The sequence below is a fragment of the Sinomonas cellulolyticus genome, from assembly GCF_014656475.1.
In the GTDB taxonomy this organism is placed as follows: Bacteria; Actinomycetota; Actinomycetes; order Actinomycetales; family Micrococcaceae; genus Sinomonas; species Sinomonas cellulolyticus.
This window is the reverse complement of the sequence record NZ_BNCM01000014.1, coordinates 23357-50012: the sequence shown is the minus strand read 5'-3', so window position 1 is coordinate 50012 and position 26656 is coordinate 23357. Positions and strand designations below refer to the sequence as shown.

The following is a 26656-nucleotide window of genomic DNA, read 5'->3' as shown; positions in this document are numbered from 1 at the left end:
GTGATGCCGTGGGTCCTGGCGATCTGCAGCGTGGTGCTCTCACTCGCGGCCTTCGGCGCGATCATCAGGATGATCAAGGGGCCCGCTCTCCTGGACCGCGTCCTCGCCGCGGACGTGCTGCTCGCCGTCGTGGCGGCGGCGCTGAGCATCGACATGGCCGCCAACCGGCACACCAACCACACCGCCCTGATCGTGGCCATCACCCTCATCGGGTTCGTCGGGTCCGTCACTGTCGCACGGTTCGTGCAGGAGCGGAGGCGCCCATGACCCCCGAGCCCGTCACCCCCGACGCCCTCGATGCCATCCTCACGTGGACCGCCGCTGTGCTCATGGTCCTCGGCTCGCTCATGTCCCTCACCGCCGCCGTGGGGCTCCTGCGCTTCCCGGACCTGATCACCCGCATGCACGCGGCCACCAAGCCCCAGGTCCTCGGCTCGCTGCTCCTGCTCGCGGCGGTGGCCCTGCAGCTGCGCTCCTGGGCGCTGGTGCCGGTGCTCATGGTGGCATGGATCTTCCAGCTGCTCACCGTGCCCGTCTCAGCGCACATGGTGGGCCGGTCCGGCTACCGGACCAAGCACTACGACCGCTCCCACCTCTCGGTCGACGAGCTCGAGGACGTCGTGGCGCGGGTCGAACGCGAGCACGACGCCGGCGACTGACCACCGGGGGACTGCCGAGTTCCCCAGCTTTCGGCCTCGCACCCGGGCGCCACGCCGACAGAACTGCCCGACGTGCCGAGGCTTGAAGGCTAAAGCTGGGGAGGAAGGTCAAAGTTGGGGACGGAGGACGCCCGGCCCCAACGCCACCGCACAGCGCCCCGCCCAACACCGCGGACGAGGGACTGCTCCCCGGCCAGGCCGGGCCTGGGCAGCAGGGCTCAGGTGAGCTCGGGGGTCTTCTTGTAGTTGGCGATGGCCCGCTGGGTGTACCGCTGGGTGAAGGTCTGGATGACGGCCCCGACGCTGGCCGAGACGAGTGCGAACACGAGCGTGGCCCGCAGGCTCTCCTCGAGGTTCGTCGCGTCCTTGGGCGGCTTGTTCCCGGTGCTCTTCTCCCACGCGAAGTCCACGAGCTTGGTGGCCACGATGCCCGCACCGATACTGATCGCCGTGCCGAGGAGCTTGATGAGGATGCTCATGGTGGCCAGCCTAACCCGCCGCGCTAGACTGAGGGCACCAAACGACAGGGGAGCGTCGCCCCGCGCCGTCACCGGACGGATGCCGTCGCAGGACGGAACCCGCCACTGGCGGGCCGCGGAGCACAGGGCGCTGAGAGTGCGGGCCACCGCTGACCCTCGAACCTGCTCCGGCTAGTACCGGCGAAGGGAGTCGAGTTCTCAAGGCAGCCACGGCTGCCCTCCCCTCCTGAACGCAGGAGGACACACCAATGTCTGGAACCACCACCCCTCCGACCTCCGCCCCGGCCACGTACAGCTGGCGCGTGGTCGACATCGTCGTGGCCGCGGTCATCTCCGTCGCGTGCGGCGTCATCTTCTGGCTCTGGGACCAGGGCTACGTCGGGGTCGAGGCCGCCACGGCGGCGTTCGCCCCGCTGGGCGGCCTGTATGCGGGCGGCTGGGTCATCGCCGGCGTGCTTGGAGGGCTCATCATCCGAAAGCCCGGCGCCGCGCTGTTCTGCGAGATCCTCGCAGCCGTGGTCGAGGCGCTCCTGGGCTCCCAGTTCGGGCTCGCCGTCCTGCTCTCGGGCCTCGTCCAGGGCGCCGGCGCGGAGCTCGCGTTCGCGGTCTTCCGCTACCGCCGCTGGAACCTCGGCGTCAGCCTGCTCGCGGGCGCCCTCTCCGGCCTCGCCCTCGGCGTCTCGGAGGTCATCATCTACTTCCCGGAATGGGAGTTCGGCTGGCAGGCCGTGTACGTGGTGCTCGCCGTCATCTCCGGGACGGTCATTGCGGGCCTGCTGAGCTGGCTCGCTGTGCGGGGCCTGGCGAAGACGGGCGCGCTCTCCGCCTTCGCGGCCGGCCGCGCCGCGGACGTCTAGATGGCGGGCAGCGCGCCAGCGGCGCCCTCGGGCCCTGCTGGGCGCACCGGCCCCGCGGCCGTCAGGGCCCAGGGATGGGGCTGGCGGCACGCGGGCCGCAGGGCGTTCGCGCTCGACGGCGTGGACCTGGACATCGCCCCCGGCGAACGGGTGCTGCTGCTCGGTGCCTCCGGCGCGGGCAAGTCCACCCTCTTGCATGCGCTCGCCGGGGTGCTCGGCGCGGCGGAGGAGGGCGAGGAGCGCGGCACCCTGACGGTCGACGGCGTCCCCGCACCCCGGGCGCGCGGCCGCGCCGGGCTCGTCCTGCAGGACCCGGACGGGCAGATCGCGATGGCCCGCGTGGGGGACGAGGTCGCGTTCGGCTGCGAGAACCTCGCTGTCCCCCGCGATGAGATCTGGCCCCGCGTGCACCGCGCCCTCGACGACGTGGGCCTGGCCCTGCCCCTCGACCGCCCCACGTCCGCGCTTTCCGGCGGCCAGAAGCAGCGCCTCGCACTCGCGGGGATCCTCGCCATGGAGCCCGGCCTCGTGCTGCTCGACGAGCCCACCGCCAACCTCGACCCGGACGGTGTGACGGAGGTGCGCGAGGCGGTCCGCCGGAGCCTCGACCGCACCGGCGCGACCCTCGTGGTGGTCGAGCACCGGGTCTCGGTCTGGGCGGAGCTCGTGGACCGTGTCGTGGTGCTCGAGCCGGCCGGCGGCGTCGCCGCGGACGGGACGCCGGCGGAGATCCTCGCTGATCCCGGCGCACGACGGCGGCTGGCCGCCTCGGGTGTGTGGGTTCCCGGCTGGCATCCGCTCACGGGGGAGGAGCCGCCGCGGCCGCTGGTCGGACGGAGCCGCGGCCTCGGGGACAGAGCCGGCGGCGACCTGCTCGCGGCAGGAGGGCTCGCCGTCGGCCGCTCACGAAAGCAGGCAGTGGTGGCCGGGATCGACCTGACGCTGCACGCGGGGCGGGCCGTGAGCGTGACCGGCCCCAACGGCGCCGGCAAGTCCACCCTGGCCCTCACGCTCGCGGGCCTGCTGCCCGCGGTGGGCGGTCGGCTCGAGGCGCTCCCGACGCTCGCGCGCGGGGCCGCGCCCAGCCCGCACCGCTGGCGTTCGAGCGAGCTCGTGACCCGGATCGGCAGCGTGTTCCAGGAGCCCGAGCACCAGTTCCTCACCCCGCGGGTGATCGACGAGCTCGAGTTCGGCCCGCGGCGCGTGGCCAGGCTGCCGGAGGCGGAGGTGCGAGCCGCCGTCGACCCCCTGCTCGAGCGCCTGCGCCTGGCCAAGCTCGCGGGCGCCAACCCGTTCACCCTCTCGGGCGGGGAGAAGCGCAGGCTCTCGGTGGCGACCATGCTTGCCACCGGCCCGAGCATCCTCATGCTCGACGAGCCCACGTTCGGACAGGACACCCTCACGTGGGCGGAGCTCGTGCGGCTGCTGGCCGGGCTCCTCGAGGAGGGGACGTCTCTGCTGGCAGTGACCCACGACGAGGACTTCACGGCCGCCCTCGCAGACTCCGTGTACCGCGTGGACTCGGGCCGCGCCGCCCTCGTCGGGGCCGCGGCGTGAGCGCGGGGAGCACGGACGGGGCCGCGGCGGCGGGCATCCTCACCCCCGACGTCGCGAACTCGCCGCTTGCCCGCGCGAATCCGGTGGCGAAGCTCGCCGCAGGCCTGTCCATCACGATCGCGCTCCTGTTCAGCGTGGACTGGGTGTCCGCATCCGTGGCGCTCGCCTGCGAGCTCGCCCTCGTGCCCCTGCTCGGCGTGCGCCCGTGGACGCTCCTGAAGCGCACCTGGCCGCTCGTCGTCGCCGCTGCGCTCGCGGCATACTCGACCGCGCTGCTGGGCGCGAAGACCGGCCCCGTCTGGCTGCAGCTCGGCCCGATCACCTTCACCGAGCACTCCGTCCTCGCGGGGATCGCCATCGGCCTCCGCGGCCTCGCCATCGCCCTGCCCGGAGTGTTCCTCCTCTTCTCCACCGACCCTACCGACCTCGCCGACGGCCTTGCCCAGAAGCTGCGGCTGCCGGCGCGGTTCGTGCTCGGCGCCCTCGCCGGCATGCGGCTCGTGGGGCTCCTCGTGGATGAGTGGCGCACGCTCGGGCTTGCCCGGCGGGCCCGCGGTGTCGGCAGCGGGCACAACGCCGTGGACCGGTTCCGGGCCTTCCTCGGGCAGGCGTTCGCCCTGCTCGTCCAGGCCATCCGGCGCGCCACGCGGCTCGCCGTGGCGATGGAGGCCCGTGGCTTCGGCGGCACGGTGGACGGGAAGGCCGCGCCGCGGACCTGGGCGAGGGAGTCGAGCTTCTCGCGGCTCGACGTCTGGGTCGTGGCCGGGGGCCTGGCGATCGCCGCGCTCGCGGTGGGCGCCGCCGTCGTGCTCGGGACGTGGAACGTGGTCTGGGGGTAGTCCGCGATCCGTCACGCGCAGCGGGCTCTGGCGCCGGGGGTTCTGGCGCCGCGGGTTCTGGCGCCCGGCGGCGCCCAGTGGGATTGTGGAGGCGGGAGGAACCCCGACCCCAGGAGCCACCATGTTCCAGCCATCAGACTCGTTCTCGAGCTTCAGCGTCAATGACATCGAGAAGGCCCGCTCGTTCTACGGCACCACCCTCGGCCTCCCGGTCGAGAACACGATGGGCGGCCTCAACATCACCGTGCCCGGCGGCCACCGGGTCTTCGCCTATCCCAAGCCCGACCACGAGCCCGCGTCCTTCACGGTGCTCAACTTCCGGGTGGACGATCTCGACGCCGCGATCGGCCAGCTCGCCGACCTCGGGATCAGCCTCGAGAAGTACCCGTCGACCCCGGAGATGCCGGTGGACGAGCAGGGCGTCCTGCGCGACCCGGAGAGCGGGATGGGCATCGCGTGGTTCAAGGACCCGGCGGGGAACGTGCTCTCCGTGATGGCAGGATAGACCACCGGCTTATCTCACCAAAATCGGTTACCGTCGGGTTGAAGCGGTTCTGGAGTGTCGGGAGCCCCCGAATTCGGGCTACGTATAGCAGATGTGATATTTTTGGGGCCATGTCACAACAGACCGCTGAGACCGTCGGCGTCCTCCTGCGCCAAGTCCGCTCCCACCGGGGCTGGACCCAGGGGCAGCTCGCCTCCGAGCTGGGAACCAGCCAGAGCGCCGTCGCGCGCATGGAGCAGGGAAAGCAGAACCTCAGCCTGAAGATGATCCAGCGCATCGAGGACATCCTCGGCCAGCGGATCGTCAGCATCGGCGCCCCCAAGATGACCCACCTTCGGGTCGAGGGCGGGCACCGGCTCTCGGGCGCAGTGGACGTGAACACCTCGAAGAACGCCGGCGTGGCCCTCCTGTGCGCCTCCCTCATCAACCGCGGCACCACCACCCTCCGCCGCCTCGCGCGGATCGAGGAGGTCAACCGGATCGTCGAGGTCCTCACCTCGATCGGCGTCGAGTGCACGTGGCTCGACGCCGCGGACGGCGAGCCCCGCGACCTCCAGATCCGCCGTCCGGCGGTCCTCGACCTCGACGCGATGGACGTCGAGGCGGCGCGCCGCACCCGCAGCGTGATCATGCTCCTGGGCCCGCTCCTCGACGAGCGCAGCGAGTACCGGCTCCCCTACGCGGGAGGCTGCGATCTCGGCACCCGCACCGTGGAACCGCACATGCAGGCCCTGCGGGAGTTCGGCCTCGCGGTCGAGGCGACCGCGGGCTTCTACACCGTCCGGGCCCCCGAGGCCGACGGCGCCGACCGCTCGTTCGTCCTCACCGAGCGCGGCGACACCGTCACCGAGAACGCCATCATGGCCGCCGCGCACCGCGAGGGCGTCACCGTGATCCGCAACGCGAGCCCCAACTACATGGTCCAGGACCTGTGCTTCTACCTGCAGGGCCTCGGCGTGCAGATCGACGGCGTGGGCACCACGACGCTGCGCATCCTCGGTACCTCGCGCGTGGACGTGGACATCGACTACTGGCCCAGCGAGGACCCGATCGAGGCCATGAGCCTCATCACGGCCGGCATCGTGACGAACTCCGAGGTCACCGTGCGCCGGGTGCCGATCGAGTTCATGGAGATCGAGCTCGCGACGCTTGCGACCATGGGCCAGAAGCTCGAGGTCTCCGGCGAGTACACCGCGCGGAACGGGCGCACGCGCCTCGTCGACGTCACGGTCCTCCCGTCCGAGCTGCATGCCGCGGCGGACAAGATCCACCCCATGCCGTTCCCGGGCCTGAACATCGACAACCTGCCGTTCTTCGCCGTCATCGCCGCGAACGCGACGGGACAGACGATGATCCACGACTGGGTCTACGAGAACCGTGCCATCTACCTCACGGAGCTCAACAAGCTCGGCGCCAACGTCCAGCTGCTCGATCCGCACCGCATCTACGTCAACGGCCCCACCAAGTGGCGCGCCGCCGAGATCGGCTGCCCGCCGGCCCTGCGCCCGGCGGCGTGCATCCTGCTGGCCATGCTCGCGGCGCGCGGCACGAGCGAGCTGCGGAACATCTACGTGATCGAGCGCGGCTACCAGGACCTCGCCGAGCGGCTCAACTCGATCGGCGCCAAGATCGAGTACTTCCAGGACTAGCCCCCGGCAGGCAGATCTGGGTTACGCCCTCGCCGGGTGGGGCAGGATGGGGGCATGGCTGAAACCTACCGTGCCGTCCAGTACAACCAGACCGGCCCGTCCTCGGTCCTGACCCTCCATGAGCGCGAGCTCGCCGAGCCCGGCGAAGGCCAGGTGCGCATCCGGATCGCGGTCGCGGGCGTCAACCCGACCGACTGGAAGGCCCGCGCGGGCGGAACGTACCCCGGCGCGCTCGACGGCTGGCATATGCCCGGCCAGGACGCGGCGGGAACGGTCGACGCCGTCGGGCCGGGTGCCGAGGGCCTCGAGCCCGGGCAGCGGGTCTGGCTCTGGGACGTCGCCTACGGCGGCACGGAGGGCACGGCCCAGGAGTACGCCATCGTCCCGGCGGAGAAGGTGCAGCCCCTGCCGGACGGCGAGTCCTTCGAGACGGGCGCCTCGCTCGGCATCCCCGCCCTCACGGCCCACCGTGCGCTGACCGCCAGCGAGCACGGGCCCGCCCGGCTCGCCCCCGGGAGCCTGGCCGGAAGGACCGTCCTCGTCACGGGCGGTGCGGGCGCCGTGGGCCACGCGGCCATCCAGCTTGCCCGCTGGGCCGGCGCGCAGGTCGTCGCCACGGTGAGCAGCGGCGAGAAGGCGGCGCTCGCGAGCGCTGCGGGCGCCAGCGCCGTCGTGAACTACCGGGAGCAGGAAGTGGCCGCCGAGGTGCGCAGGATTGCCCCCGGCGGCGCGGACGTGATCGTGGACGTCAACGTCGCCGCGAACATCAGGGCCGACCTCGACGCCGTGGCCCTGGGCGGCACCATCTCTGTGTACGCGGGCACCGGCGACGAGACCGTGAGCGTGCCGGTCCGCCCGGCGATGGGGAAGAACGCGCGCCTCCAGTTCCTCCTGACCTACACGGTCACCGATGCCCAGAAGCACGACGCCGTTGCCGCCGTCGGCGCGGCCCTCGCCGACGGCGCGCTGCGGGTCGGCGAGGGGCACGGCCTGCCGCTCACGCGGTTCCCGCTGGCCGAGACCGCCGCCGCGCACGACGCCGTCGAGGCCGGCTTCGTGGGGAAGGTGCTCATCGACGTGGCGGACTAATCCCCGCTGCCGAGCTCTGTCCGGTCGGAACCGGGGCGCGCCGGCGCGGGAGCCTCCGCACCCGCGAGGGCCTCCTCGATGAGCCCCACGATGGCAGGGTCGTCGGGAAGGGTGTGCGGCCGGAAGCGGTGCACGTCGCCGCTGGGCATCACGAGGAACTTCTCGAAGTTCCACTGGATCCGGCCCGCCTTGCCGCTCGCGTCGGCGACTCGGGTCAGCTCCCGGTAGAGCGGGTGCTGCCCGCGCCCGTTCACCCGCACCTTGGCCATCATCGGGAAGGTCACGCCCCATCTGGCCGAGCAGTATTGCGCGATCTTCTCGGCATGCAGGTACTCCTGGAGGAACTGGTTGCTCGGGAAGCCGAGCACGGTGAACCCGCGGTCGCCGTAGCGCTTCTGGAGCTCCTCGAGCTGCTCGTACTGCGGCGCGAGGCCGCATCTGCTGGCGACGTTGACCACGAGCCGGGTCTTGCCCGCCCATTCGCCGAACGTCGTACTGCGTCCGTCGAGCGTGGTGACGCCGATGCCGTCGAGATCCATGTGTTCCCCTCTCGTTCTACCGTGAGAACGAACATCGGGGCGCGGCGGTTCAGCTGCGGTGCCCGGAGCCTGCTCAGGCCGAAGGGCCCGCTGCCTGCACCCGCGCGCCCACGGTGGACGAGGAGAGGACCTTCGACTCTTCGACATCGCGTAGAAGAGGCGGATCCTGAAGGTGGGAGCCCGCCCGGGCGGGCGGCCTTCCACGAAGGAGGTGGCGACGATGCGGTCGTTGATGTGGAAGCTCCGGATCGCCACGCTGTGGATGTTCTACGCAGTCGGCATGGTCCTCCTGTTCCTGCTGGTGCTCATGGAACCGGGATCCGTCGATCAGCTCAGGACGGGGCAGATCGCGCAGATGGCGGTCGACAGCCCTGCGACGCTCATGATGCCCGCGTTCGTGCTCGTTCCGTTGGCCGTGGCCTTCCTGACGTTCGTGCTCAGTGACACGGTGGCCCGCTGGGTCAACGTGGTTGCGGGTGCGTTCTTCGGCGCCATGATGGTCTGGGACGTCTTCGAGCACTGGGGCGCTGCGGTGATCGCCGCCCCGGTCGTCTCCGAGCTCGTGGCGCTCTCCGGGCTCCTCGTCGTCGTGATGGCGCTGATGAAGCCGAAGGACGAGCTGGCCGAGACGGAGGCCGAGGCAAAGGCCGGGCACCGGCGCCACCATACCCTCGCGGCGTAGTGGCGCTCGGGCGCGCGGAAACTGGCGGGGCGATGCCCGGACCGATCTGGTCCGGGCATCGCCCCGCCTGCGTCTGCTCCCGCGGCTAGACCGACCCGAGGGCCGCGATGGACTCCGCCGCGTCCCACGCGAAGCTCGCGAGCCAGTGCGTCGACATGAAGTCGCCGCTGTCGAGGCCACTGAGCCCGGCCGTGAAGAGCGGTTCCACCGCGGCGGCGAGCACCGGCTCGGCCGCACTGGCGGCGGCCGGGGTCTCGGCGCCGTCGTGCGCCGACCCTGCCGTCCCGCCAGCACTCCTCAGCGCCGCGACGACCCGCGCGAGCTGGCCCGAACGGGTGAGGTTGAGGCCGTGGAGGTGGACCATGTAGCCGTCGGTCTCGTCGGTGACCCCCACGGGGCTGAGCATCCGGGAGTCCGGGCGGAGGTCCGGGAGGAACCGTCCGAGCCAGGCTGCGAACTCGTCCGCGGCGAGGACGCGTGCCATGAGGTCCGCCTCGGAGAGGCCCGCGGACAGGAAGTCCTGGCCTGAGAGCTCCCACTCGGACGGCCATCCCGCGTCATCGGCGAACCAGCGCCGGGCCGCCGCCTCGCACGCGGCCGCGGCATCGTCCCGGCCCAGGACGCGGAAGGCGTCCACGAGCCACGCCAGGCCGAACGCCGAGTTGGTGTGCAGGCCGTGCCGGATCGGGTATTCCGCCTTGTCCAGCCACTCCACCATGAGCTTCTCGACCGTCTCGACGCATCCGGCGAGGTTCTCGCCCCAGGCGCGCAGGCCGGCGTCGTGCGAGGTGGTGCAGGCTGCGGCGAGCCGGATGAGCCACGCCCACCCGTAGGGGCGCTCCCAGGTCGGGTTCGCCGCGAGGTACGCCGCCTCGACGGCGAGGTTCTCGGCAGTGAGGTTCGCCGCGAGGGCCGCGCGGAGCCGATCCGCGGTGGCGGAGTCGAGCCGGCCCGAGTCCAGCACGCTCACCCCGAGCCAATGCATGTGCACGCACGAATGCCAGTCGAACGAGGTGCCGAAGGCGGGATGCAGTTCGTGCGGCATCGCCGTGTCCCGCGCTGAGCGGCGCACATGGTGGGCGGCATACGGGTAGGGGCGGCTGAGGTTGTCCAGCACGACGGCGGCACAGCGGGCCGCCGCATCCGGGAACAGATCGGGGAACAGGTCCCCGGGGACGGTGGCGGGTGAGGCGTGGTCCATGGGTCCTGACTCCTAGTGGAACGCGAGGAAGTACATGAGCGCGGTGTTGACGGCGAGCAGCGGGATGGCCGTGCCGATCTGCGCCGTGATGACGCCGTACTTGTTCTTCATCTCGAGCAGCGCCGACGGGACGAGGTTGAAGTTGGCAGCCATCGGGGTGCAGAGGGTGCCGCAGAAACCCGCGAGCATGCCGATCGCGAACACGATCGCCGGGGTGCCGTGGAACTCCTGCACGAGGACCGGCCAGCCGATCGCCGCCGTCATGATCGGGAAGGCCGCGAAGCCGTTGCCCATCAGGATCGTGAACAGGAACATGCCCACGCAGTAGACGATCACGCCCGCGACGAGCGATCCCCGCGGCATGACCGTCTGCGCGAGAGTGCCCACGGCGGTGCCGACGCCGGCCTTGGTGAACAGGATGCCCAGGGTCGAGAGCATCTGCGGCAGCAGTGCCGCCCATCCGATGGACTCGAGGAGCCGGCGGCTCTCGATGATCGGGTTCAGCTTGTTCTTGGGCTTCAGGAGCACGACGGCGAGCACGGCCGCCACGATCGCGCCGATGGCCAGCGCCACGAGGGTGGTGTTCTTGGGGTCGAGGATCGCGGTCTTGCCGATGGTCAGCACCGGTGCGGCGAGCACGAGGATGACGGTCACCACGGGGATCGCCAGCGCCGGGATGAAGAGCCTGTTGCCGAACTTCGCCGCGTACGCGACGCGCTCGGCCGGCGTGGACGTCCGGGCCGGGCCGTGCTTGAGGCGCCCGGTCGCGGCGATCGCCACGAGGACCAGGACGGCGATGCCGAGGATCCACGCGGGCGCCGTGCCGGCCTGGACCCAGGTGCCGTAGAAGAAGCACAGCCCGAGCAGGCCCCAGAAGGAGGACGCGCCCCAGCGGTGCGGGTGGTTCTCGTCCCGCGCGATGAGAGAGGCCCAGGCGATGAACAGGGCCCCGATGAGCCAGTAGACGGCTTCGACGTTGATCACTTGTTGTCTCCCAGATCAGTGTTGAGGGAAGAGCCGAGGGACGAGGGGTCCACGTCCGGGGCGGCCGCGTCCTCGCGCTCCGCCTCGGCCTCGGCAGCCCGGGACGGCCGCGCAGCGACGCCGAGGTCCTGGCCCGCCTCGGCGTCCTCGTCCGTGTCCCGGCCCGCGGCGTTGGCGTACTCGCGGTCCAGCTGCCGGTCGAGGCGCAGGAGCCGGAAGCCGTGGATCAGGAAGGCCGCGACCGCGGTCGGGATCGCCCAGATGGCGAGCTCGAGCGGCTCGAGGTGCAGGTGGTAGGTGGTGTCCACGAAGGTGGTGATGAGCAGGATCGAGCCGACGGCCACGAACACGTCCTCGCCGAAGAACACGCCCACGTTGTCGGCACCCGCCGAGTGGCCCTTGATCCTCTCCTTCACCTTCTCGGGCACGTGGCCGTACCGCCGCATCGCGGCGCCCTCGGCCATCGGGAAGACGAGGGGTCGGACGGTCTGGGCGTGGCCGCCGATGCTCGTCAGGCCGACTGCGGCGGTGATCTGGCGGATGGCGAGGTAGGCGAGGAGCACGCGGCCGGCGGTGAGCCTGGCCAGCTTGCCGATGAGGTTCTTGGCCTGCTCTTGGAGGCCGAAGAACTCGATGATGCCGATCACTGGCAGCACTGCCGCGAAGATCGTCACCGAACGGCTGCTGGCGAAGCCGGAGCCGAACGCGTCGAGGATCTGCAGGGGGTTCAGGCCGCCGAGCAGCGCGGTGACGATGCCGGACACGGTGACGACGACGAGGGGGTTCAGCCGGATGGCGAAGCCAACGATGACCAGGAGTACCCCGATGAGTACAAGCATGATGATCCGTTCCGAGGGGGGAGTGCACCGGTCCTGGGAAGGGTGCTGGAGGGACGCGCCGTGCGGCGCTGTGACCTAGAGCATATAGGTTTGTTCAACAATCAGGCAAGGCATTTGTTGAACAATGTGCCTTGCGCGGGCGCGCGGCCCGGCGGCCCCCGGCCTGCCGGCGCTCAGGCCGGGGTGAGGGCGGTGAGGAGCTGGTGTTCAGCGCGGTCGAGGTAGTGGGCCATCGACTCGGCGCCCTCCGCGGCCTTCCCAGCCTCGAGGAGCGCGAGGATCCTGGCGTTCTCTTCGACGTAGGGCGCGTGGAAGCGCGGATCTGCGCCCATCGTGGCGAACACGAGCCGCATCTCGGCCAGGACCTGCTCCATGAGCGTGTCGAGGCGCTCGCTGCCGGCGGCTCCCACGAGCGCGCGGTGGAAGTCCTGGTTGGCGCCGGCCATGGCCGCGACGTCGCCGGCCTCGGCCGCTTCCCGCGCCCTCCGCACGATGGCTGTGAGCTGCCCGATCGGGTGCTGGGGGGCCCACAGGATCGCTGCGGGCTCCAGGAGCCGGCGCACGCGGTAGATCTCCCGGATGTCTTCCGGGGTGGGATGCGAGACGAAGACGCCGCGGTTCGGGATCCGCGTGACCACCCGCTCCGTGCTCAGGGTCGCGAAGGCCTCCCGGAGGGTGTTCCGGGAGACGCCGAGCGCCTCCCGGAGCTCTTCCTCGGCGAGCTTGGCCCCGGGCGCGAGCCGCCCGTCCGCGATCGCCTGCCGCAGCTGGGCCGCCACCCATTGGCCCGTCTCGGCGTGCCTCGACCTCCCGGCCGCGGTGCGCAGGCTCGCCAGGACCCCCTCGGTTGTCATGGTCCCAGCCTATCCAGCCACGGCGCGCGTTCTTCAGTCGCCGCTGATGGTGGTCAGGACCGTCCCGGGCTCCACCGGGGCCCCGGCCGGTGCGCCGTGCTCGCCGACGGTCCCGGACCGGTGCGCCTGGACGGTCGTCTCCATCTTCATCGCCTCGAGCACGACGACGCCGTCTCCCGCCTCGACTGCCGCGCCCGGCTCCACGAGCCACTTGACCACCGTGCCGCCCATCCCTGCGGTGAGATCCGCGGCGGCGGGCGCAGCGCCCGAGGAGGCGGCGCCGTCGTGCGCCGAGCGCCCGGTCACCGCGGCACCGAGCCCCGCGAGCAGCTCGGCGGGCAGGCCGAGGGTGACGCGGCGGCCGTCGAGGTCGATCGCGAAGGTGCGGCGGGCGCCGTCGTGCCCGCTGGGCGCGGTGAATGCCGGGCTCGCGGCGATCCCGCCGGCGAACTCCGACTCGATCCACGTGGTGTACACGCCGAACGAGTCGCCGCCGTCCTCGGCGGTGAACGCGGGGGAGTCGACGACGGCCCTGTCGAACGGGAGGACCGTGGGCAGCCCCTCGATCTCGAACTCCCGCAGCGCCCGGCGTGCCCGGCGCAGCGCCTGCTGGCGGTCCGCCCCCGTGACCACGAGCTTGGCGAGGAGCGAGTCGAACTGGCTGGGGACGGTGAAGCCGTCGCGGACGCCGGAGTCGATGCGGATGCCGGGGCCCGTGGGTGTCGAGAAACGGGTCACGGTGCCGGGGGAGGGCAGGAATCCGCGGCCCGGGTCCTCGGCGTTGATGCGGAACTCGATCGAGTGGCCGCGGGGCTCGGGATCCTCCAGGACCGGCAGCACCCCGCCGTCGGCGATGCGCAGCTGCGCGGCGACGAGGTCCACCCCGGAGGTCTCCTCGGTGATGGGATGCTCCACCTGGAGGCGCGTGTTGACCTCGAGGAAGCTCACCGTGCCGTCCACGCCCAGTAGGTACTCGACCGTGCCCGCGCCCACGTAGCCGGCCTCCCGGCAGATCGCCTTGGCCGAGGAGTGGATCCGGGCGCGCTGCTCCGGGGTGAGGAACGGGGCCGGCGCCTCCTCGACGAGCTTCTGGTACCGGCGCTGGAGCGAGCAGTCCCGCGTGCCCACCACGACCACGTTGCCGTGCGTGTCGGCGAGGACCTGCGCCTCGACGTGGCGGGGCCGGTCGAGGAACTTCTCCACGAAGCACTCGCCGCGGCCGAACGCCGCCTGGGACTCCCGCACAGCCGACTCGTAGGCCTCCTCGATCCCCTCCAGGGTCCGGGCCACCTTCAGGCCGCGCCCGCCGCCGCCGTGCGCGGCCTTGATGGCCACCGGCAGGCCGTGCTCCTCCGCGAACGCCCGGACCTCGGAGGCGGAGGCCACCGGGCCGTCGGTGCCCGGGGCGAGCGGTGCCCCAGCGCGGACGGCGACCTCGCGGGCGCTGACCTTGTCGCCGAGGAGGCGGATCGTCTGCGGGGAGGGTCCGATCCACGTCAGCCCCGCGTCCAGGACGGCCTGGGCGAACGCCGCGTTCTCGGACAGGAAGCCGTAGCCCGGGTGGACGGCGTCCGCGCCGGAGCGCCGGGCCACGTCCAGGATCTTCGCGATGTCCAGGTAGGTCTCCGCGGGGGAAGTGCCGCCGAGCGCGTATGCCTCGGTGCAGGCGGCGGTGTGCGGAGCGTCCGCATCCGGGTCCGCGTACACAGCGACGCTCTCGAGGCCAGCGTCATCGCACGCCCGGGCCACGCGGACGGCGATCTCGCCGCGGTTGGCGATGAGGACTTTACGCATGGGAGGTTCCTTCCGGGGTGCCGGCCCCGGGTGCCGGCGCGTTCTGGGAGTGTGTGGGCTGCGGGTGCTGGGAGGTCTGGGAGTTCTGGGGGACGAAGCGGACCTTCGCCCCGGGCGGCAGCTGGGCGGCGAGGTCGAGGTCCGCGCTCACGACGACGCCGATCACCGGGTACCCGCCGGTGACTGGGGCGTCGGCGAGGAACAGCACGGGCAGGCCGCTCGCGGGGACCTGGACGGCCCCACGCGCCGTGCCCTCGCTCACGAGTTCGCCCTTGAGGGAGCGCTTCAGCGGAGTTCCGTCCAGCCGCACCCCGACGCGGTTGGACTGGGCCGTCACAGTCCACTCCTGCTCCGCGAACGAGGCGAGGGACTCCCGCGTGAACCAGTCCTGGCGCGGGCCGGGAATGACCCGCAGCTCTGTGACGGCGCCGTGTGCGCCGGGCAGCGGCGGCGGGACCTCCGGGAAGCCGACTACATGCGCGCCCCGCGGTGGGAGCACCGCGAGCTCATCCCCTGCCGCCAGCGGGGCGGGGCCGATCCCCGAGAGGGAGTCGGCGCTCGCACTGCCGAGGAGGTGCGGCACGTCAAGCCCCCCGCGAACCGCGATGTAGGTGCGCAGCCCCTGCGTGGGGGCACCCACGGCCAGGGTCTCGCCGGCGAGGAGGGCGAACGGCGCGTCGAGGGGCGCCTCCCGCACGCGGGCGGGCCGCGGTGAGGGGTCACTTCCCTGCGCTGAGGGGCCATGTCCCCGCGTTGAGGGGTCAGTGTGAGGCGTCGGTGCCACGGTGATCCTCAGGGGTACCTGTGCGCCCGTGACCGCGAGGACCTGATCCTCCCTTGCCCGCAGCTCGAGGCCGCCGAAGAGCGACTCGAGTCCGGCCGCCCCCGGCTCGTTGCCCACCATCCGGTTGGCCCGCCGCAGCGCGCCGCGGTCCAGGGCCCCGGCCGGGCTCACGCCGAGGGCCGCCCGGCCGGGGCGCCCCAGGTCCTGCACCGTGGTCTGGAGCCCCGGACGCACGACGACGAGCCCCGCCTCCGCAGGCTCGCCCCCCTCGCGCGCCGCCTCGCCCCCCTCGGAAATGGTGGGTTGAGCAGGGTGAGAGGCCCCGGCACCCTGCGCAACCCACCATTTCGCGGAAGGGGCGATGGTCGTGGACTCGCGCACTGCGACGAACTGCACCCGATCGCCGGGCTGCACCAGCGCAGGCTCGTCCCGCCCGAGGTCCCACATGGGCGCGTCGGTGCGGCCGATCAGCTGCCAGCCGCCCGGCGATTCGCCGGGATAGACGGCGGAGTAGGTGCCGGCGAGGGCCACGGAACCCGGGGGAACCGCAGTGCGCGGCGACGTGCGGCGCGGAACGGAGGGCGCGGCGTCGTGCGTCAGATAGGTGAACCCGGGCGCGAAGCCGCCGAACGCCGCGTCCCACACCGCCTGGGTGTGTGCCGCGACGAGACCCTCGGGAGAGAGGCCAGCGAGCCGGGCCGCCTCATTGAGGTCGGCGCCGTTGTACACGGTCTCGAGGCGTACAAGCCGGCCGGGGGGCCGCTCGCCTGGATCGAGCTGCGCGGGGCCGAGGGCCCGCACATAGGCCGCGGCGCGGGCAAGCTCCTGCGCGGACGGGGCGACGATGAGCACGGTGGTCGCCGCGGCGACGACGTCCACGACGTCGATGTCCCCGGCGTGCTCGGCCGCGGCGAGCTGCGAGGCGAGGGTCAGGACCGCGCCGAGGGAGCGGAGCTCCACGAGGACGGCGCGGTCGCCGACGGGGCGCAGGCCCACGATGGGGTGCGGCGCCTCCGGATGGGGCGTCTCGGCGTTGTCGCGCCCGGGACTCGGACGGCCGCCGGACACGCGGGCCCCGATGCCGTGCTCCGCGGCCCGCTGCGCGATGGCGGCGTGGCGCCTCACGCGAAGCTCGCGATGTCGACGCCGGACGCCGTGATGGCCTCGCGGATCTTCGCTGCCATCTCCACGGCGCCCGGGGTGTCGCCGTGGACGCAGATGCTGTGGGCCTCGAGGGTGACGCGGCTGCCGTCGATCGCCTTGACCTCGCCGTCGAGGATCCGCAGGACGTGCTGGACGATTTCGTCGACGTCGTGCAGGACCGAGCCGGGCTCCCGCCGTGAGACGAGCGTCCCGTCGGGGGTGTAGGCGCGGTCGGCGAACGCCTCGGTCACGGTGCGCAGCCCGGCGGCCTCGGCCGCGCGCTGGATCTCGGAGTTGGGGAGCACGAGCAGCGGCAGCTCGGGGGCCACCTCCAAGATCGCCTTCGCCACCGCCTTCGCCTGTGCCTCGTGGTGCACGATGGTGTTGTAGAGCGCGCCGTGGGGCTTGACGTAGCGGACCTGGCCGCCGACCGAGCGCGCGAGGGCCTCGAGGGCGCCGATCTGGTAGATGACGTCGTCGATGAGTTCCTTCGGCGCCACGTCCATAAAGCGCCGGCCGAACCCGGCGAGGTCGCGGTATGCCGGGTGTGCCCCGATGACGACGCCGGCCGCCACCGCCGCCTCGCACGTGGCCCGGATGCCGCTCGGATCCCCTGCATGGAAGCCGCACGCGACGTTGGCGCTCGAGACGCTCGTGAAGATCGCGGCGTCGTCGCCGAAGGTCCAGTTGCCGTACGACTCGCCGACATCGCTGTTGAGGTCGATGGTTGCCATGAGTGATCTCCGTCTCACGAGGTGGTGAATCAAGCATGCACCATCGGAGGCAGATTGTTCAACAATTTCTGCGAAGTGGGCACCGCGGCGGTCGGCCGCGGAGGAACCGTTCAGGGCTCGTAGGCAACGTCCTTCGGCGTCTTGTCGGGGCGCCACCCCCGCCACACCGGGTGGCGGAGCCTTCCGCCCGAGGTCATCTCCGAATAGGTCACCTCGCCGACGAGCTTGGGCGTCACCCAGTGCGCGCCCCGCGCGTCGGCCGCCGGCACGTCCTCGAGCGGCGACGTCTTCCGCTCGAGTGCGTGCAGCCGCCGGGAGACCTCCGTGAGCATGCCCTCCGTGAACCCCGAGCCGACGCGCCCCGCGTACGCCAGCCGGCCGGCGTCGTCCGGAATGCCCAGAAGCAGCGAACCGACCGTCGCCGCGCGGCTCCCGTTGCCCTCGCGCCAGCCCGCCACGACCACCTCCTGGGTCCGCTCGTTCTTGATCTTGACCCATGCCCCCGAGCGGCGCCCCGGCTCGTAGCGGGCGCCGAGCCGCTTGGCCACGATGCCCTCGAGCCCGTGCTCGGCGGAGGCGGCGAGGACGTGCTCGGCGTCGTCGGGGGCGCCGTCCTCCGCGCCGAACAGCGGTGAGAGCCTGACGTTCTCGGGGAGGCCTCCCTCGGCGAGGAGCTCAAGGGCCTGGCGGCGCTCGCGGAACGGCAGCCGGGTGAGGTCGCGGCCCTCGTACTCGAGGAGGTCGAACAGCACGATCTGCACCGGGACGTCGCGGCGGATGCGTTCGACGTCGGCGGCCCGGGTCAGGTTCATGCGCTGCTGCAGGAGCCCGAAGTCGGGGCGGCCGTGCGCGTCGAGGGCGACGATCTCGCCGTCGAGCACTGCAGGCCCCAGCTCCATGAGGCCCCCGAGCTCCGGGTACGTGGCTGCCTGGTCAATCCCTTTGCGGCTCAGGAGGCGCAGCGGCTCCGCGCGGGCGTCCACGATGGCGCGGATGCCGTCCCACTTCATCTCGAACGCCCATTCGTCTCCGCGGACGAGCGCCGCCGTGCCGGTCTGGGCGAGCATGGGCTCCGGCGCCGGGCCAGTGCGCGAGGAGGCGGCGTCGGGGTGAGGGCCCGCGGCGTCGGCCGCAACGACGTCGTCGGGCCCCTCGGCCTCCGCGCCCTTCCCGCCCTTCGCCCCGCCTCGCCAGTGCCCCTTCGCCTGGTCCTTCATGAGATGCGCGAGCCAGTTCTCCTTGCCGGAGCTCCCCTCGCTGGTCCGGATGAGAGCCAGCCGCACGCCCTCGCCCGGGCGCCCCAGCCCCTCCGCCACCGACTCGAGGCCGCCGCCGGGCCGACCGTGCAGCACCACGACGATCTCGTCCTCGCGCCACTTCTCGGCCTCATAGGTGCCGGTGTCCCACACGTACATCTCGCCGGCGCCGTACTCGCCCTTCGGGATGCTGCCGGAGAACGTGAGGTACTCGATCGGGTGGTCCTCGGTGTGCACGGCGAGGTGATTCTTCCCGGTGCCCGTGGGAATCCCCTTGGGGATCGCGAACGAGGCGAGCACACCCTCGTGCTCGAGCCGCAGGTCCCAGTGCAGCCGGCGCGCATGGTGCTCGTGGATCACGAACGCCGTGCCTTCCCCCGGGGTGGGAGCCTCGAGCGGGACCGGCTCCGGGGTCTTCGCGGCGTCCCTCTTGGCCCGGTACTCGGTGAGCCGGTCACTGCGCGCTCCGCCTGTGGTGGCGGACGACGCCGCGTGGCCGCCGCCGTCGTCCTCCTCGCCGTCCGCACCGGGCAGGGGCTCGGGGCGGAGCGGGGCGAAGAGGTCGCCGAACTCCTCCAGGCGGGCGGCCATCTCGGTGTAGCGCACGTGTGCCAGATCCGGCGAGGCGATCTCCTCCCACGTCCGCGGCGCGGCGACCATGGGCTGAAGGCGGCCGCGCAGTGAGTAGGGGGCGATGGTCGTCTTCTGGCCGCTGTTCTGGCTCCAGTCCACCAGCACGCGGCCGTGCCGGAGGGTCTTCTTCTGGTCCGCGACCACGAGGTCGGGGTGGTCCGCCTCGAGGGACTTGGCGAGCTCGCGCGCCACGGCGGAGACGGCCTCCCATTCCTGCGAGCCGTCGAGCTTGGCGTAGAGGTGGATGCCCTTCGAGCCGGAGGTGACCGGGACGGAGACGAGGCCCATGTCGTCGAAGACCGGCTTGATGAGGTGTGCTACCTCGACGCACTCGGCCAGCCCCGCTCCGGGGCCCGGATCGAGGTCGATCACGAGGCGGTCGGGGTTGATCATCGTGTCGGTCTCGATGGCGCGCCACTGCGGCACGTGGATCTCGAGCGCGGCGATCTGGGCGAGCCAGATCAGCGTGGGCAGGTTGTTGACGAGGGGGTAGGTGTTCGTCGAGTTGCGGTGGTGCAGGGTGACGCGCTCAACCCACGGGGGCGTGGACTTGTCGAGGTTCTTCTGGAAGAACACGTCGCCGGGCTCGTCTTCGGTGCCCACGCCATGGACCCACCTCTTGCGGGTCGCCGGTCGGTCCCGGATGGCCGGGATCATGACCGGTGCCACTGTCCGGTAGTACTCGATGACATCGCCCTTGGTGGTTCCGGCAGCGGGGTACATGACCTTGTCGAGGTTCGACAGGCTGATGCGGCGGCCTTCGATCTCGACGGTCTCGCGCTGCGGAGCCATGCGGCTACCCTGCCACGGGCCCTAGCCCGCGGGGAAGGCATGGATTCCGGCGACGCCGCCCCCAGAGGGCTGCAAAGGCTCAGGGGCGCACCCGGACCGGACTCGGCCGGGTGCGCCCCTGAGAGGTGTGAGTGGGTCCCTTGGCCGGGGCTACTTCGAGAAGCCGTCCTTGACGTCCTTCACGGCGTCCTTGACGTGCTCGCCGGCCTGCTTGACGCCCGCCGATGCCTGGTCCGCCTGGCCCTCGGCCTCGAGGTTCGGGTTGTCGGTGGCCCGGCCGGTCGACTCCTTGATCTTGCCGCCGAGCTCTTCTGCCTTGTTGCTGATCTTGTCGCCGAGTCCCATGGTGCTCTCCGTTCCCGTATGCCCGGTGTCCGGGCCGCGCTCGCCGTGTGCGCTGGCCTTAAACTGCCACGCGCGCCCCCGGCAGACAAGGGGGCTGCCCTCCGCCTTCGCCTCAGCCCCGCTCCGGTCCTGGGGCGCGCAGCTCGTCAGCAATGCCCCGCGCCCACGCCTCGATGTCCTCCCAGTCCCGGAAGTCTCCGGCGGGCATCGAGGCGAGCGGCTTCCCGGGCAGGTGGCTCATCATCTTCTCCATCGCGCCGACCGGCGGCGACGCCGGATCCCACGCCCCGAAGAACACGCGCTCGCCCCTGACGTGGAGCAGGTCGGCGAATTTCTCGAACTCCTTGGGCTGCGTCGTCTCGCGCACGTCGCGGCCTTCCTTGTCCACCGTCTCCGTGCCGAGCGGGCCGCTGCTGAACAGCCATACCGGCCGTTCCGCGAGCTCGGTCTCATGCCGCTTGGCGAAGGCTGTGGCCTCTTTCATCCAATGGAGCGTGTAGGCGGCGCTGCCGAGCACCACGGCGTCGTAGGCGGTCACGTCGTCGATCTCGTCCACGGGCTTGACGGTGGCTGGAAGCCCTGCGGCGCTGAGTGTCGAGCCGATCCGTTCGGCGATGCCGGCAGTGGCCCCGTGCTTGCTGGCGTAGGCGACGAGGATGTTCATGGCGAGTCCTCTCAGAGGTGGGGTGTGATTCCAGCGTGGCCCAGCCCCGTGCGAGCAGGTAGGGCCAAAGGGCCGCCCGGGACGGAGGGCGGCCTATCCAAGCCTGCGATTGTGCGGTTCACTTAGGCACATGCGTTCTATCTGGAAGGGCGCCATCAGCTTCGGCCTGGTCAGCGTGCCCGTGAAGGTCTACAGCGCCACCGAGGACCACGACCTCAAGCTGCACCAGGTCCACGACCGCGACCGGGGCCGCATCCGCTACCAGCGGCGCTGCGAGGTCTGCGGCGAGGTCGTAGAGTACGCGGACATCGACAAGGCGTACGAGGAGGGCGGGCGGACAGTGGTCCTCACGGACGAGGACCTCAAGTCGCTGCCGGTGGAGCGCAGCCGGGAGATCGAGGTGGTCGAGTTCGTCCCCGACGCCCAGATCGACCCGATGTTCTTCGAGAAGAGCTACTACCTCGAGCCGGAGAAGGTGGGGGTCAAGCCGTACCAGCTGCTCCGGGAGACGCTTGAGCGGACGGAGCTGACCGCCGTCGTGAAGTTCTCGCTGCGGCAGAAGTCCCGCCTCGGGGCGCTGCGGGTCCGCGGGGACGTCATGGTCCTCCAGGCGCTCCTCTGGCCAGACGAGGTGCGTGAGGCCAACTTCCCCATCATCGAGGACACCGAGGTGAAGATCTCGGACAAGGAACTGAAGATGTCCTCGTCGCTCGTGGAGAGCCTGTCCTCGGACTACGAGCCGGAGCAGTTCACCGACGAGTACCAGGAGCAGCTGCGCCAGCTCGTGGAGGCGAAGCTCGCCAAGGGCGACGCTGTGGACACCGAGGAGACCTTCGGTGCCCCGGCCGAGGAGGGCGAGGGCGCCGAGGTCCTTGACCTCATGGAGGCCCTGCGCCGGAGTGTCGAGAGCCGCCGCAAGGCCTCCGGAGGCTCCGAGGAGGCGAAGCCCTCGGCAGGCACACGCAGCCGGGCCAAGAAGGAGGAGAAGCACGACGACGAGCCCGCACCCTCCGAGGAGAAGGCGCCTCCCAAGCGGCGTCCCCGCAAGACGGGCTAGGCCGCCGCCTCCCCGCGCGGGCACAGCGTCCCGGGCGAGGCAGCGTCCCGGCAGCTACTTCTTCGCCCGGACCTCGATGCGGCCGTCCCGCACGCGGGCCTCGTAGCTCGGCTGCGGGGCTGTGGCAGGCCCGAGCATGGGAGCGCCGTCGGCCAGGCGGAACTGGCTGCCGTGCCAGGGGCACGTGACGCAGCCGTCCTTGAAGGTCCCCTCGTTCAGCGGGCCGCCCGCATGAGTGCAGGTGTTGTCGAGCGCGACGATCCGACCGCCGTCGCGCATCACGAGCAGCGGGATCTCGCCGTGCTGGACGAGCTTGGGCGCGTTGCCCTCGAGCTCGCCCTCCGCCATCACGTCCTCCCACGTGAGGGGTCCCTCGTGGTAGGCGGTGTGGCTGACCTTGACGCCCTTGGAGTAGGTGAGGTGGCCTCCGAGATAGCCGCCCACGCTCAGCACCCCGAGCCCGGCGAAGGCGAGCGCGCGGCCGGCCGGCCGACGTCCTGCGCGGCGCGCGGCGAGCGAGGCCGCGTAGAGGCCGAGTGCAACCGTGTTCACCGCGGCGTGGACGAGGCCCACCCGCTCGGTCGGGCCGTAGGTGTCCGACCAGTCGTTGAGGCCGGCCGCAGCGGTCGGCACGGCGGCGGCCAGGCCGGCGGCGACGAGGAGGTCCGCGGCGGGTTCGAATCCGCGGTCGTCCGGAGCCAGCATGGACTTCCCGTCCAGCAGGGCAGCCATGCTCCACGCCCCGATCGGGATGTCCGTGAGGACGGCGTGGAGGGGGTGGCCGGTAGGGATGCCGCTGAGCGCGTTGCGGACCAGACGCGGCCTGACGAGTGTATGGGCCGCCTTGCGGAGCGGTTCTGCCAGGCCGTCCAGGGCCCTCCAGCGCTCGAGGCGGCTGACGGCGTCATCCAACAGGTTCACGTGACCCTCCTGCGTGCTGTAGCGGACGCGGTGACCGTGGACACTTACCCGGGGCTCATCTCTTCACGCACCGGTTCCTGCGGGCGAGCGGCCGGCTGGGTGGTTTCGATTCCCCCGTCCCGGGTAGGCCTGCGCCATGAGCGAGAATGCGGGCGCGCACCCGATCCCTGAGAATCCACGCCACGACGAGTCCGGGCTGCCCCTGGAGCCCGGAAGCCGCCACGTGGGCAGCGCCGCTGAGGGCCAGTACACCGACGGGGAGTACGACGTCGAGCCGGGAGAAGACGACGCGGCCGTGGCCCCGCCGGTCGTCGAAGAACCGGTGCGCCGTGCCGACACTGCGGCCCCGGTGCGGGCGCCCGGACAGTACACGGACGGCGCGTACGACACCGCCCCGGAGGAGTAGCCCGATTGGACCCGATCGGAGCGGGTACGGATGGCCCATGACTGAGAACACGAGCGAGCCCGAAGAGCGCGAGTACAAGACCGGCGACCCGTACGACGAGCCGCGCGACTCCGGCGACCAGGCCAACGACATCCGGTTCAGCGAGGAAGAGCAGCTCATCCGGGAGCAGATCCACGGCAACATGCCGCAGGAGGACGATGTGCCGCGCAACTACGCGGACATCGACAAGGCGATGGCCGGGATGGACGTCCCCGACGCCGAGCTCACCAGCGACGCGAGCGACAGCCCGCCCTACCACGGCCAGGAAGACTGACCCCTCAGGCAGGGCGGGCAAACCCACGCGCTCACCGCTCAGGCGGTGCGTCCCGGCGGCAGGTCGAACTCGTCGTCGCGCATCGTTACCAGGGTCAGGCCCGCGGCCGCGAAGCCGACGGCGGTCAGGCCCCAGCCGATGAGGTCGAGGGGGTGGTTGCCTGTCATCGCGCTGAGGAGGTGGACCGGCTGGGACACGGCGAGTGCCCAGGCGATCCACGCGGGGACGGCCCGCGAACGCCACAGCGCCATGCCGAGGATGCTCGTGCCGATGAGGTGCCCGAAGACGAAGACCCCCACGAGGGCTCCGGATTGGGGGAGCTTCTGGACGGCGTCGGAAACGGTGTAGGCGAAGCCCGGGTCCGTCTTCCCCTGTGCGGCGAGCACCGTGATGATGTTCTGGGTCGACCCTTGGCCTTCGAGGGCGATGAACCCGGGCACGGCAAGGAAGACGCCGATGGTGGCCAGCACGGGTGCTCACCGGCGGGGGAGAGGACGAGCACCGCCGCGTCCTCGCGGTCCTCGCCTACCTCCGCGCCCGGACCGTCGACGCGTCCCCGGAGCGCCGCCGGGCCTAGCCGCGCACGCTGTAGCGGTGCTCCGGCCGCCCTGTCGTGCCGTAGCGCAGCCCCATCTCGACGGCACCCTCCTCCACCAGCGCCGAGAGGTGCCGTTGAGCGGTCGCCCGGGAGATGCCCACCGCAGTGGCGATATCCAGCGCAGTGAGGGGCGCACCCGCGGCCACGAGTGCATCGACGACGGCCCCTTCAGTGAGGGAACGGGATGCGGTGGGCTGGACCGAGGCGGGCAGGAGGTGGCGGCGTGCGCGATCCACCGTGTCCTGAGTGAGGTCCGGCGTCGACTCGAGGACCCTCCGGTATCGCGAGTATCCACGCAGCCGCTCCTGGAGCAGCCTCTCCGCGAAGGGCTTGATGAGGTAGCCGATGGCCCCGCGGCGGTAGGCGCGGGAGACAGTCGCGGCGTCCGAGGCGGCGCTGAGCACCATGGAATCGGCCTCGAGGTCGGGCAGGACGTCGAGCCCGTTCCCATCCGGCAGATAGACGTCTATGAGCACGAGATCCGGCCGGAATGCACGGGCGGCGTCGAGCGCCGCGGCGGCGCTCCCGACAGGGTCGAGGGCGACGAATCCGGGCGCGCCGCCGACGTACTCGGCGTGCAGCCGCGCCACACGGAAGTCGTCGTCGACGATCAGAACGCGCAGGCTCTCACTCATCTGCGATCCCCGCGTGCGTCTCGAGCACCCCGGGCAGCCTTGCGCAGAACACCGCGCCCGGGCCGCCGGGAGCGCCCGTGGACACCAGCCACACGTCGCCCCCGAGGCTTCTGGCGATCTGGCGCGAGAGCGAGAGCCCGAAGCCCTCGCCCCGGCCCGTGGCCGAGTACCCCTCGGCAAAGAGCTGCTCCGGGTCCGCAGTCCCGAGGCCGTCCCCGGAGTCGTGCACCGTGAGATACAGGGTGGTCCCGTCCTCCAGGATCTCCACCTCGGCCCAGCGGTCCCTGCCCAGCCCGCGCACGGCGGCCGCGACGGCGTTGTCCACGAGATTCCCGAGCACGGTGGTGACATTCTGCGGGTCGCGGACACGGCCGTCCAGGAGGGTCGCGGCCCCGAGTCGTAGAGGCACGCCCATCTCGGCCGAGCGCATCGCCTTGGCGCCCAGGAAGGCCTGCAGGAACGGGTCCTCGAGCCTGCCGGCGAAGTCCACCGGGTACTTGAGCGGGCCCGCCTCGAGCGCCTCCTCGAGGTACCCGGCCGCGTCGTCGTGCCTGCCGATCCGCAGCAGCCCGGAGACTGCATGGAGCCGGTTCGCGAACTCGTGCCGCTGCGCGCGCAGCGCAGTGGAGAGGGCACCGACGGCGTCGAGCTGGCGGCTGAGCGCCTCCACGTCCGTCCGGTCACGCACGACGACGACCCATCCCAGCCTGCGCTGCCCGCGCGTGACCCGCTTCGCCGTGACGATGAGCACCGATCCGGCGACGACGACCTGCTCGCCGGGCCGCGCGGCGTCGTCCGGCGCATCGAGGAGCGCAAGCACCCGCGGCGGCAGGCCGAGCTCCGCCAGGGTGCGGCCAGCGGGTTCGGTGAGGCCGAGCAGTCGGCGCGCGCGCTCATTGCAGATGGTCACGCGGGCGTCCTCGCCCACGCCGATCACGCCCTCGCTCACGCCGTGGAGCACCACGGCCTGGTCCTGCACGAGTTCGCCGATCTCCGCCGGCTCAAGTCCCAGGGTGTCGCTGCGGAGGCGCCTGCCGAGCAGCGCGGTGCCGGTGCCGCCGGTCACGAGCGCGAGGGCAGCGATTCCGAGGATTGGACCAACCGCGGTGGCGAGCGCCTCCCCGACGTCGTCTGTCGAGAACCCCACGCTGACCTCGCCCACCACGGCGTCGGAGTGCGCGGACCAGACAGGGACCTTGGCGCGCACGGACGGGCCCAGCGTTCCCGTTTCGAGCAGCATCACCTCGCGCCCGGCGAGAGCCTCCTCGGGGCTCGTGCTCACCGTCTCGCCGAGCAACGCCGCAGTGGGGTGCGACCAGCGCTTCCCGTACCGATCCGTCACGACGACGAACAGCGAGTCCGTGCGTTCGCGCAGCGCCTCGGCGACCCGTTGCACCGGCCCTGTGCGGAGCTCGGCGTTGGATGGCGCGTTCCCGGACTCCGCCGCTGCGTCCAGCGAGCTCCGGACGGTGTCCTCGACAGCCACGCTCTGCGCCACGGCGAGGGCCTTCGAGCCGATCTCGGCGACGAGACGCTGGTAGGACAGCCAGCCGTAAACGCCGGCGGTGAGCACGACGACGATCACAACCACCGCGAGTTGGAGGGCCAGCATGCGGGTCGAGAAGGCGAGGCCGCGCCTGAGGGGGACGCGCCGGCTCCCAGGAACCGGGACGACCGTATCCGTTGCGTGCACAGGGACACCCTAGGGCGGCGCCCGGACCGCCGCCAGCGGCCCGTGAGCACAATGCGCAGAAGGGGAAGAACGAGTTCATTGGGGCCAATGGGAGAAAGCGAGACAGGCCCTCTCAGCGATCCGTAGCGTCTATGGCGCAGACCACACGGTTGCGC

At 71.7% G+C, this 26656-nt stretch carries 28 protein-coding genes; 12 read left to right on the top strand and 16 right to left on the bottom strand.

The annotated features are described in order from the left end of the window. Both IE231_RS15385 and mnhG read left to right on the top strand, forming a co-directional pair. Positions 1–267, top strand: coding sequence for an MrpF/PhaF family protein (locus tag IE231_RS15385; protein ID WP_374189466.1), 267 nt, complete (start codon positions 1–3; stop codon positions 265–267). Next, positions 264–659, top strand: a complete 396-nt coding sequence (gene mnhG / locus IE231_RS15380; protein WP_189694871.1) for a monovalent cation/H(+) antiporter subunit G — start codon at positions 264–266, stop codon at positions 657–659. Before IE231_RS15385 ends, mnhG begins: the two co-directional genes overlap by 4 nt. A 218-nt stretch (positions 660–877) precedes the next feature. Here the strand turns inward: mnhG and IE231_RS15375 are convergent, their stop codons facing one another. Next, on the bottom strand, positions 878–1138 hold the full coding sequence (locus tag IE231_RS15375; protein WP_189694870.1) for a DUF4235 domain-containing protein: 261 nt from the start codon (positions 1136–1138) through the stop codon (positions 878–880). A 248-nt stretch (positions 1139–1386) separates the two neighbouring features. On the opposite strand from IE231_RS15375, the gene IE231_RS15370 reads away from it, so the two are divergent. From IE231_RS15370 to IE231_RS15345, 6 genes are all read left to right on the top strand, one after another. Continuing rightward, the gene (locus tag IE231_RS15370) at positions 1387–1995 is read left to right on the top strand and encodes an ECF transporter S component (protein WP_189694869.1); all 609 of its coding nucleotides are present in this window, start codon (positions 1387–1389) and stop codon (positions 1993–1995) included. Beyond that, positions 1996–3552 (top strand): ABC transporter ATP-binding protein, encoded by a 1557-nt coding sequence (locus IE231_RS15365; protein WP_189694868.1) that lies wholly within the window; start codon positions 1996–1998, stop codon positions 3550–3552. A 35-nt stretch (positions 3553–3587) separates the two neighbouring features. After that, positions 3588–4391: an energy-coupling factor transporter transmembrane component T family protein gene (locus IE231_RS15360; protein WP_189694909.1), complete on the top strand. Its 804-nt coding sequence runs from the start codon at positions 3588–3590 to the stop codon at positions 4389–4391. 121 nt (positions 4392–4512) lie between these two features. Further along, positions 4513–4896, top strand: a complete 384-nt coding sequence (locus IE231_RS15355) for a VOC family protein (protein WP_189694867.1) — start codon at positions 4513–4515, stop codon at positions 4894–4896. A gap of 110 nt (positions 4897–5006) precedes the next feature. After that, positions 5007–6545: a UDP-N-acetylglucosamine 1-carboxyvinyltransferase gene (locus IE231_RS15350; protein ID WP_189694866.1), complete on the top strand. Its 1539-nt coding sequence runs from the start codon at positions 5007–5009 to the stop codon at positions 6543–6545. A gap of 54 nt (positions 6546–6599) precedes the next feature. After that, positions 6600–7634 (top strand): NADPH:quinone reductase, encoded by a 1035-nt coding sequence (locus IE231_RS15345; RefSeq protein WP_189694865.1) that lies wholly within the window; start codon positions 6600–6602, stop codon positions 7632–7634. On the opposite strand, the gene IE231_RS15340 is transcribed toward IE231_RS15345, so the two are convergent. Beyond that, positions 7631–8173 carry a glutathione peroxidase gene (locus IE231_RS15340; RefSeq protein WP_189694864.1) on the bottom strand — a complete coding sequence of 181 codons (543 nt, stop codon included), beginning with the start codon at positions 8171–8173 and terminating at the stop codon, positions 7631–7633. The genes IE231_RS15345 and IE231_RS15340 overlap by 4 nt on opposite strands. A gap of 220 nt (positions 8174–8393) precedes the next feature. Between IE231_RS15340 and IE231_RS15335 the strand changes: the two genes are divergently transcribed. Further along, positions 8394–8855 carry a hypothetical protein gene (locus IE231_RS15335; RefSeq protein ID WP_189694863.1) on the top strand — a complete coding sequence of 154 codons (462 nt, stop codon included), beginning with the start codon at positions 8394–8396 and terminating at the stop codon, positions 8853–8855. A gap of 85 nt (positions 8856–8940) precedes the next feature. On the opposite strand, the gene IE231_RS15330 is transcribed toward IE231_RS15335, so the two are convergent. From IE231_RS15330 to IE231_RS15285, 10 genes are all read right to left on the bottom strand, one after another. Continuing rightward, positions 8941–10056, bottom strand: a complete 1116-nt coding sequence (locus IE231_RS15330) for a DUF2891 family protein (protein WP_189694862.1) — start codon at positions 10054–10056, stop codon at positions 8941–8943. Between the two features lie 12 nt (positions 10057–10068). Further along, positions 10069–11040 (bottom strand): DUF979 domain-containing protein, encoded by a 972-nt coding sequence (locus tag IE231_RS15325; protein WP_189694861.1) that lies wholly within the window; start codon positions 11038–11040, stop codon positions 10069–10071. Beyond that, the gene (locus IE231_RS15320; protein ID WP_189694860.1) at positions 11037–11879 is read right to left on the bottom strand and encodes a DUF969 domain-containing protein; all 843 of its coding nucleotides are present in this window, start codon (positions 11877–11879) and stop codon (positions 11037–11039) included. The genes IE231_RS15325 and IE231_RS15320 overlap by 4 nt, the downstream gene beginning before the upstream one ends. Before the next feature lie 173 nt (positions 11880–12052). Then, positions 12053–12733 (bottom strand): GntR family transcriptional regulator, encoded by a 681-nt coding sequence (locus IE231_RS15315; RefSeq protein WP_189694859.1) that lies wholly within the window; start codon positions 12731–12733, stop codon positions 12053–12055. A gap of 33 nt (positions 12734–12766) precedes the next feature. Continuing rightward, the gene (locus IE231_RS15310; RefSeq protein WP_189694858.1) at positions 12767–14527 is read right to left on the bottom strand and encodes an acetyl/propionyl/methylcrotonyl-CoA carboxylase subunit alpha; all 1761 of its coding nucleotides are present in this window, start codon (positions 14525–14527) and stop codon (positions 12767–12769) included. Next, complete coding sequence (locus IE231_RS15305) at positions 14520–16436, bottom strand: 5-oxoprolinase subunit B/C family protein (protein ID WP_229867202.1); 1917 nt, start codon at positions 16434–16436, stop codon at positions 14520–14522. Before IE231_RS15305 ends, IE231_RS15310 begins: the two co-directional genes overlap by 8 nt. Next, entirely contained in the window at positions 16433–17188 is a 756-nt protein-coding gene (locus IE231_RS15300) for a LamB/YcsF family protein (protein WP_189694857.1), read from the bottom strand. The genes IE231_RS15305 and IE231_RS15300 overlap by 4 nt, the downstream gene beginning before the upstream one ends. A 110-nt stretch (positions 17189–17298) precedes the next feature. Next, positions 17299–19869, bottom strand: coding sequence for an ATP-dependent DNA ligase (locus IE231_RS15295; protein ID WP_189694856.1), 2571 nt, complete (start codon positions 19867–19869; stop codon positions 17299–17301). 150 nt (positions 19870–20019) lie between these two features. Continuing rightward, positions 20020–20214, bottom strand: a complete 195-nt coding sequence (locus IE231_RS15290) for a CsbD family protein (protein WP_189694855.1) — start codon at positions 20212–20214, stop codon at positions 20020–20022. Between the two features lie 112 nt (positions 20215–20326). Continuing rightward, positions 20327–20878, bottom strand: coding sequence for a flavodoxin domain-containing protein (locus tag IE231_RS15285; protein WP_189694854.1), 552 nt, complete (start codon positions 20876–20878; stop codon positions 20327–20329). A 130-nt stretch (positions 20879–21008) separates the two neighbouring features. Here IE231_RS15285 and ku point away from each other — a divergent pair, with 130 nt between their 5' ends. Next, entirely contained in the window at positions 21009–21935 is a 927-nt protein-coding gene (gene ku, locus IE231_RS15280; protein WP_189694853.1) for a non-homologous end joining protein Ku, read from the top strand. A gap of 54 nt (positions 21936–21989) precedes the next feature. On the opposite strand, the gene IE231_RS15275 is transcribed toward ku, so the two are convergent. Then, entirely contained in the window at positions 21990–22856 is an 867-nt protein-coding gene (locus IE231_RS15275) for a Rieske (2Fe-2S) protein (protein ID WP_189694852.1), read from the bottom strand. Between the two features lie 136 nt (positions 22857–22992). Between IE231_RS15275 and IE231_RS15270 the strand changes: the two genes are divergently transcribed. Next, positions 22993–23262 (top strand): hypothetical protein, encoded by a 270-nt coding sequence (locus tag IE231_RS15270; protein ID WP_189694851.1) that lies wholly within the window; start codon positions 22993–22995, stop codon positions 23260–23262. 37 nt (positions 23263–23299) lie between these two features. Next, positions 23300–23575 carry a hypothetical protein gene (locus IE231_RS15265; protein ID WP_189694850.1) on the top strand — a complete coding sequence of 92 codons (276 nt, stop codon included), beginning with the start codon at positions 23300–23302 and terminating at the stop codon, positions 23573–23575. A gap of 38 nt (positions 23576–23613) precedes the next feature. Here IE231_RS15265 and IE231_RS15260 read toward each other — a convergent pair whose 3' ends face one another. The 3 genes from IE231_RS15260 to IE231_RS15250 all read right to left on the bottom strand — a co-directional run bounded on the left by IE231_RS15260 (position 23614) and on the right by IE231_RS15250 (position 26501). Then, complete coding sequence (locus tag IE231_RS15260) at positions 23614–24045, bottom strand: DUF4386 family protein (protein ID WP_189694849.1); 432 nt, start codon at positions 24043–24045, stop codon at positions 23614–23616. A gap of 103 nt (positions 24046–24148) precedes the next feature. After that, complete coding sequence (locus tag IE231_RS15255) at positions 24149–24808, bottom strand: response regulator (protein ID WP_189694848.1); 660 nt, start codon at positions 24806–24808, stop codon at positions 24149–24151. Continuing rightward, positions 24801–26501, bottom strand: coding sequence for a sensor histidine kinase (locus IE231_RS15250; protein WP_229867188.1), 1701 nt, complete (start codon positions 26499–26501; stop codon positions 24801–24803). Before IE231_RS15250 ends, IE231_RS15255 begins: the two co-directional genes overlap by 8 nt. Positions 26502–26656: the final 155 nt, after the last annotated feature.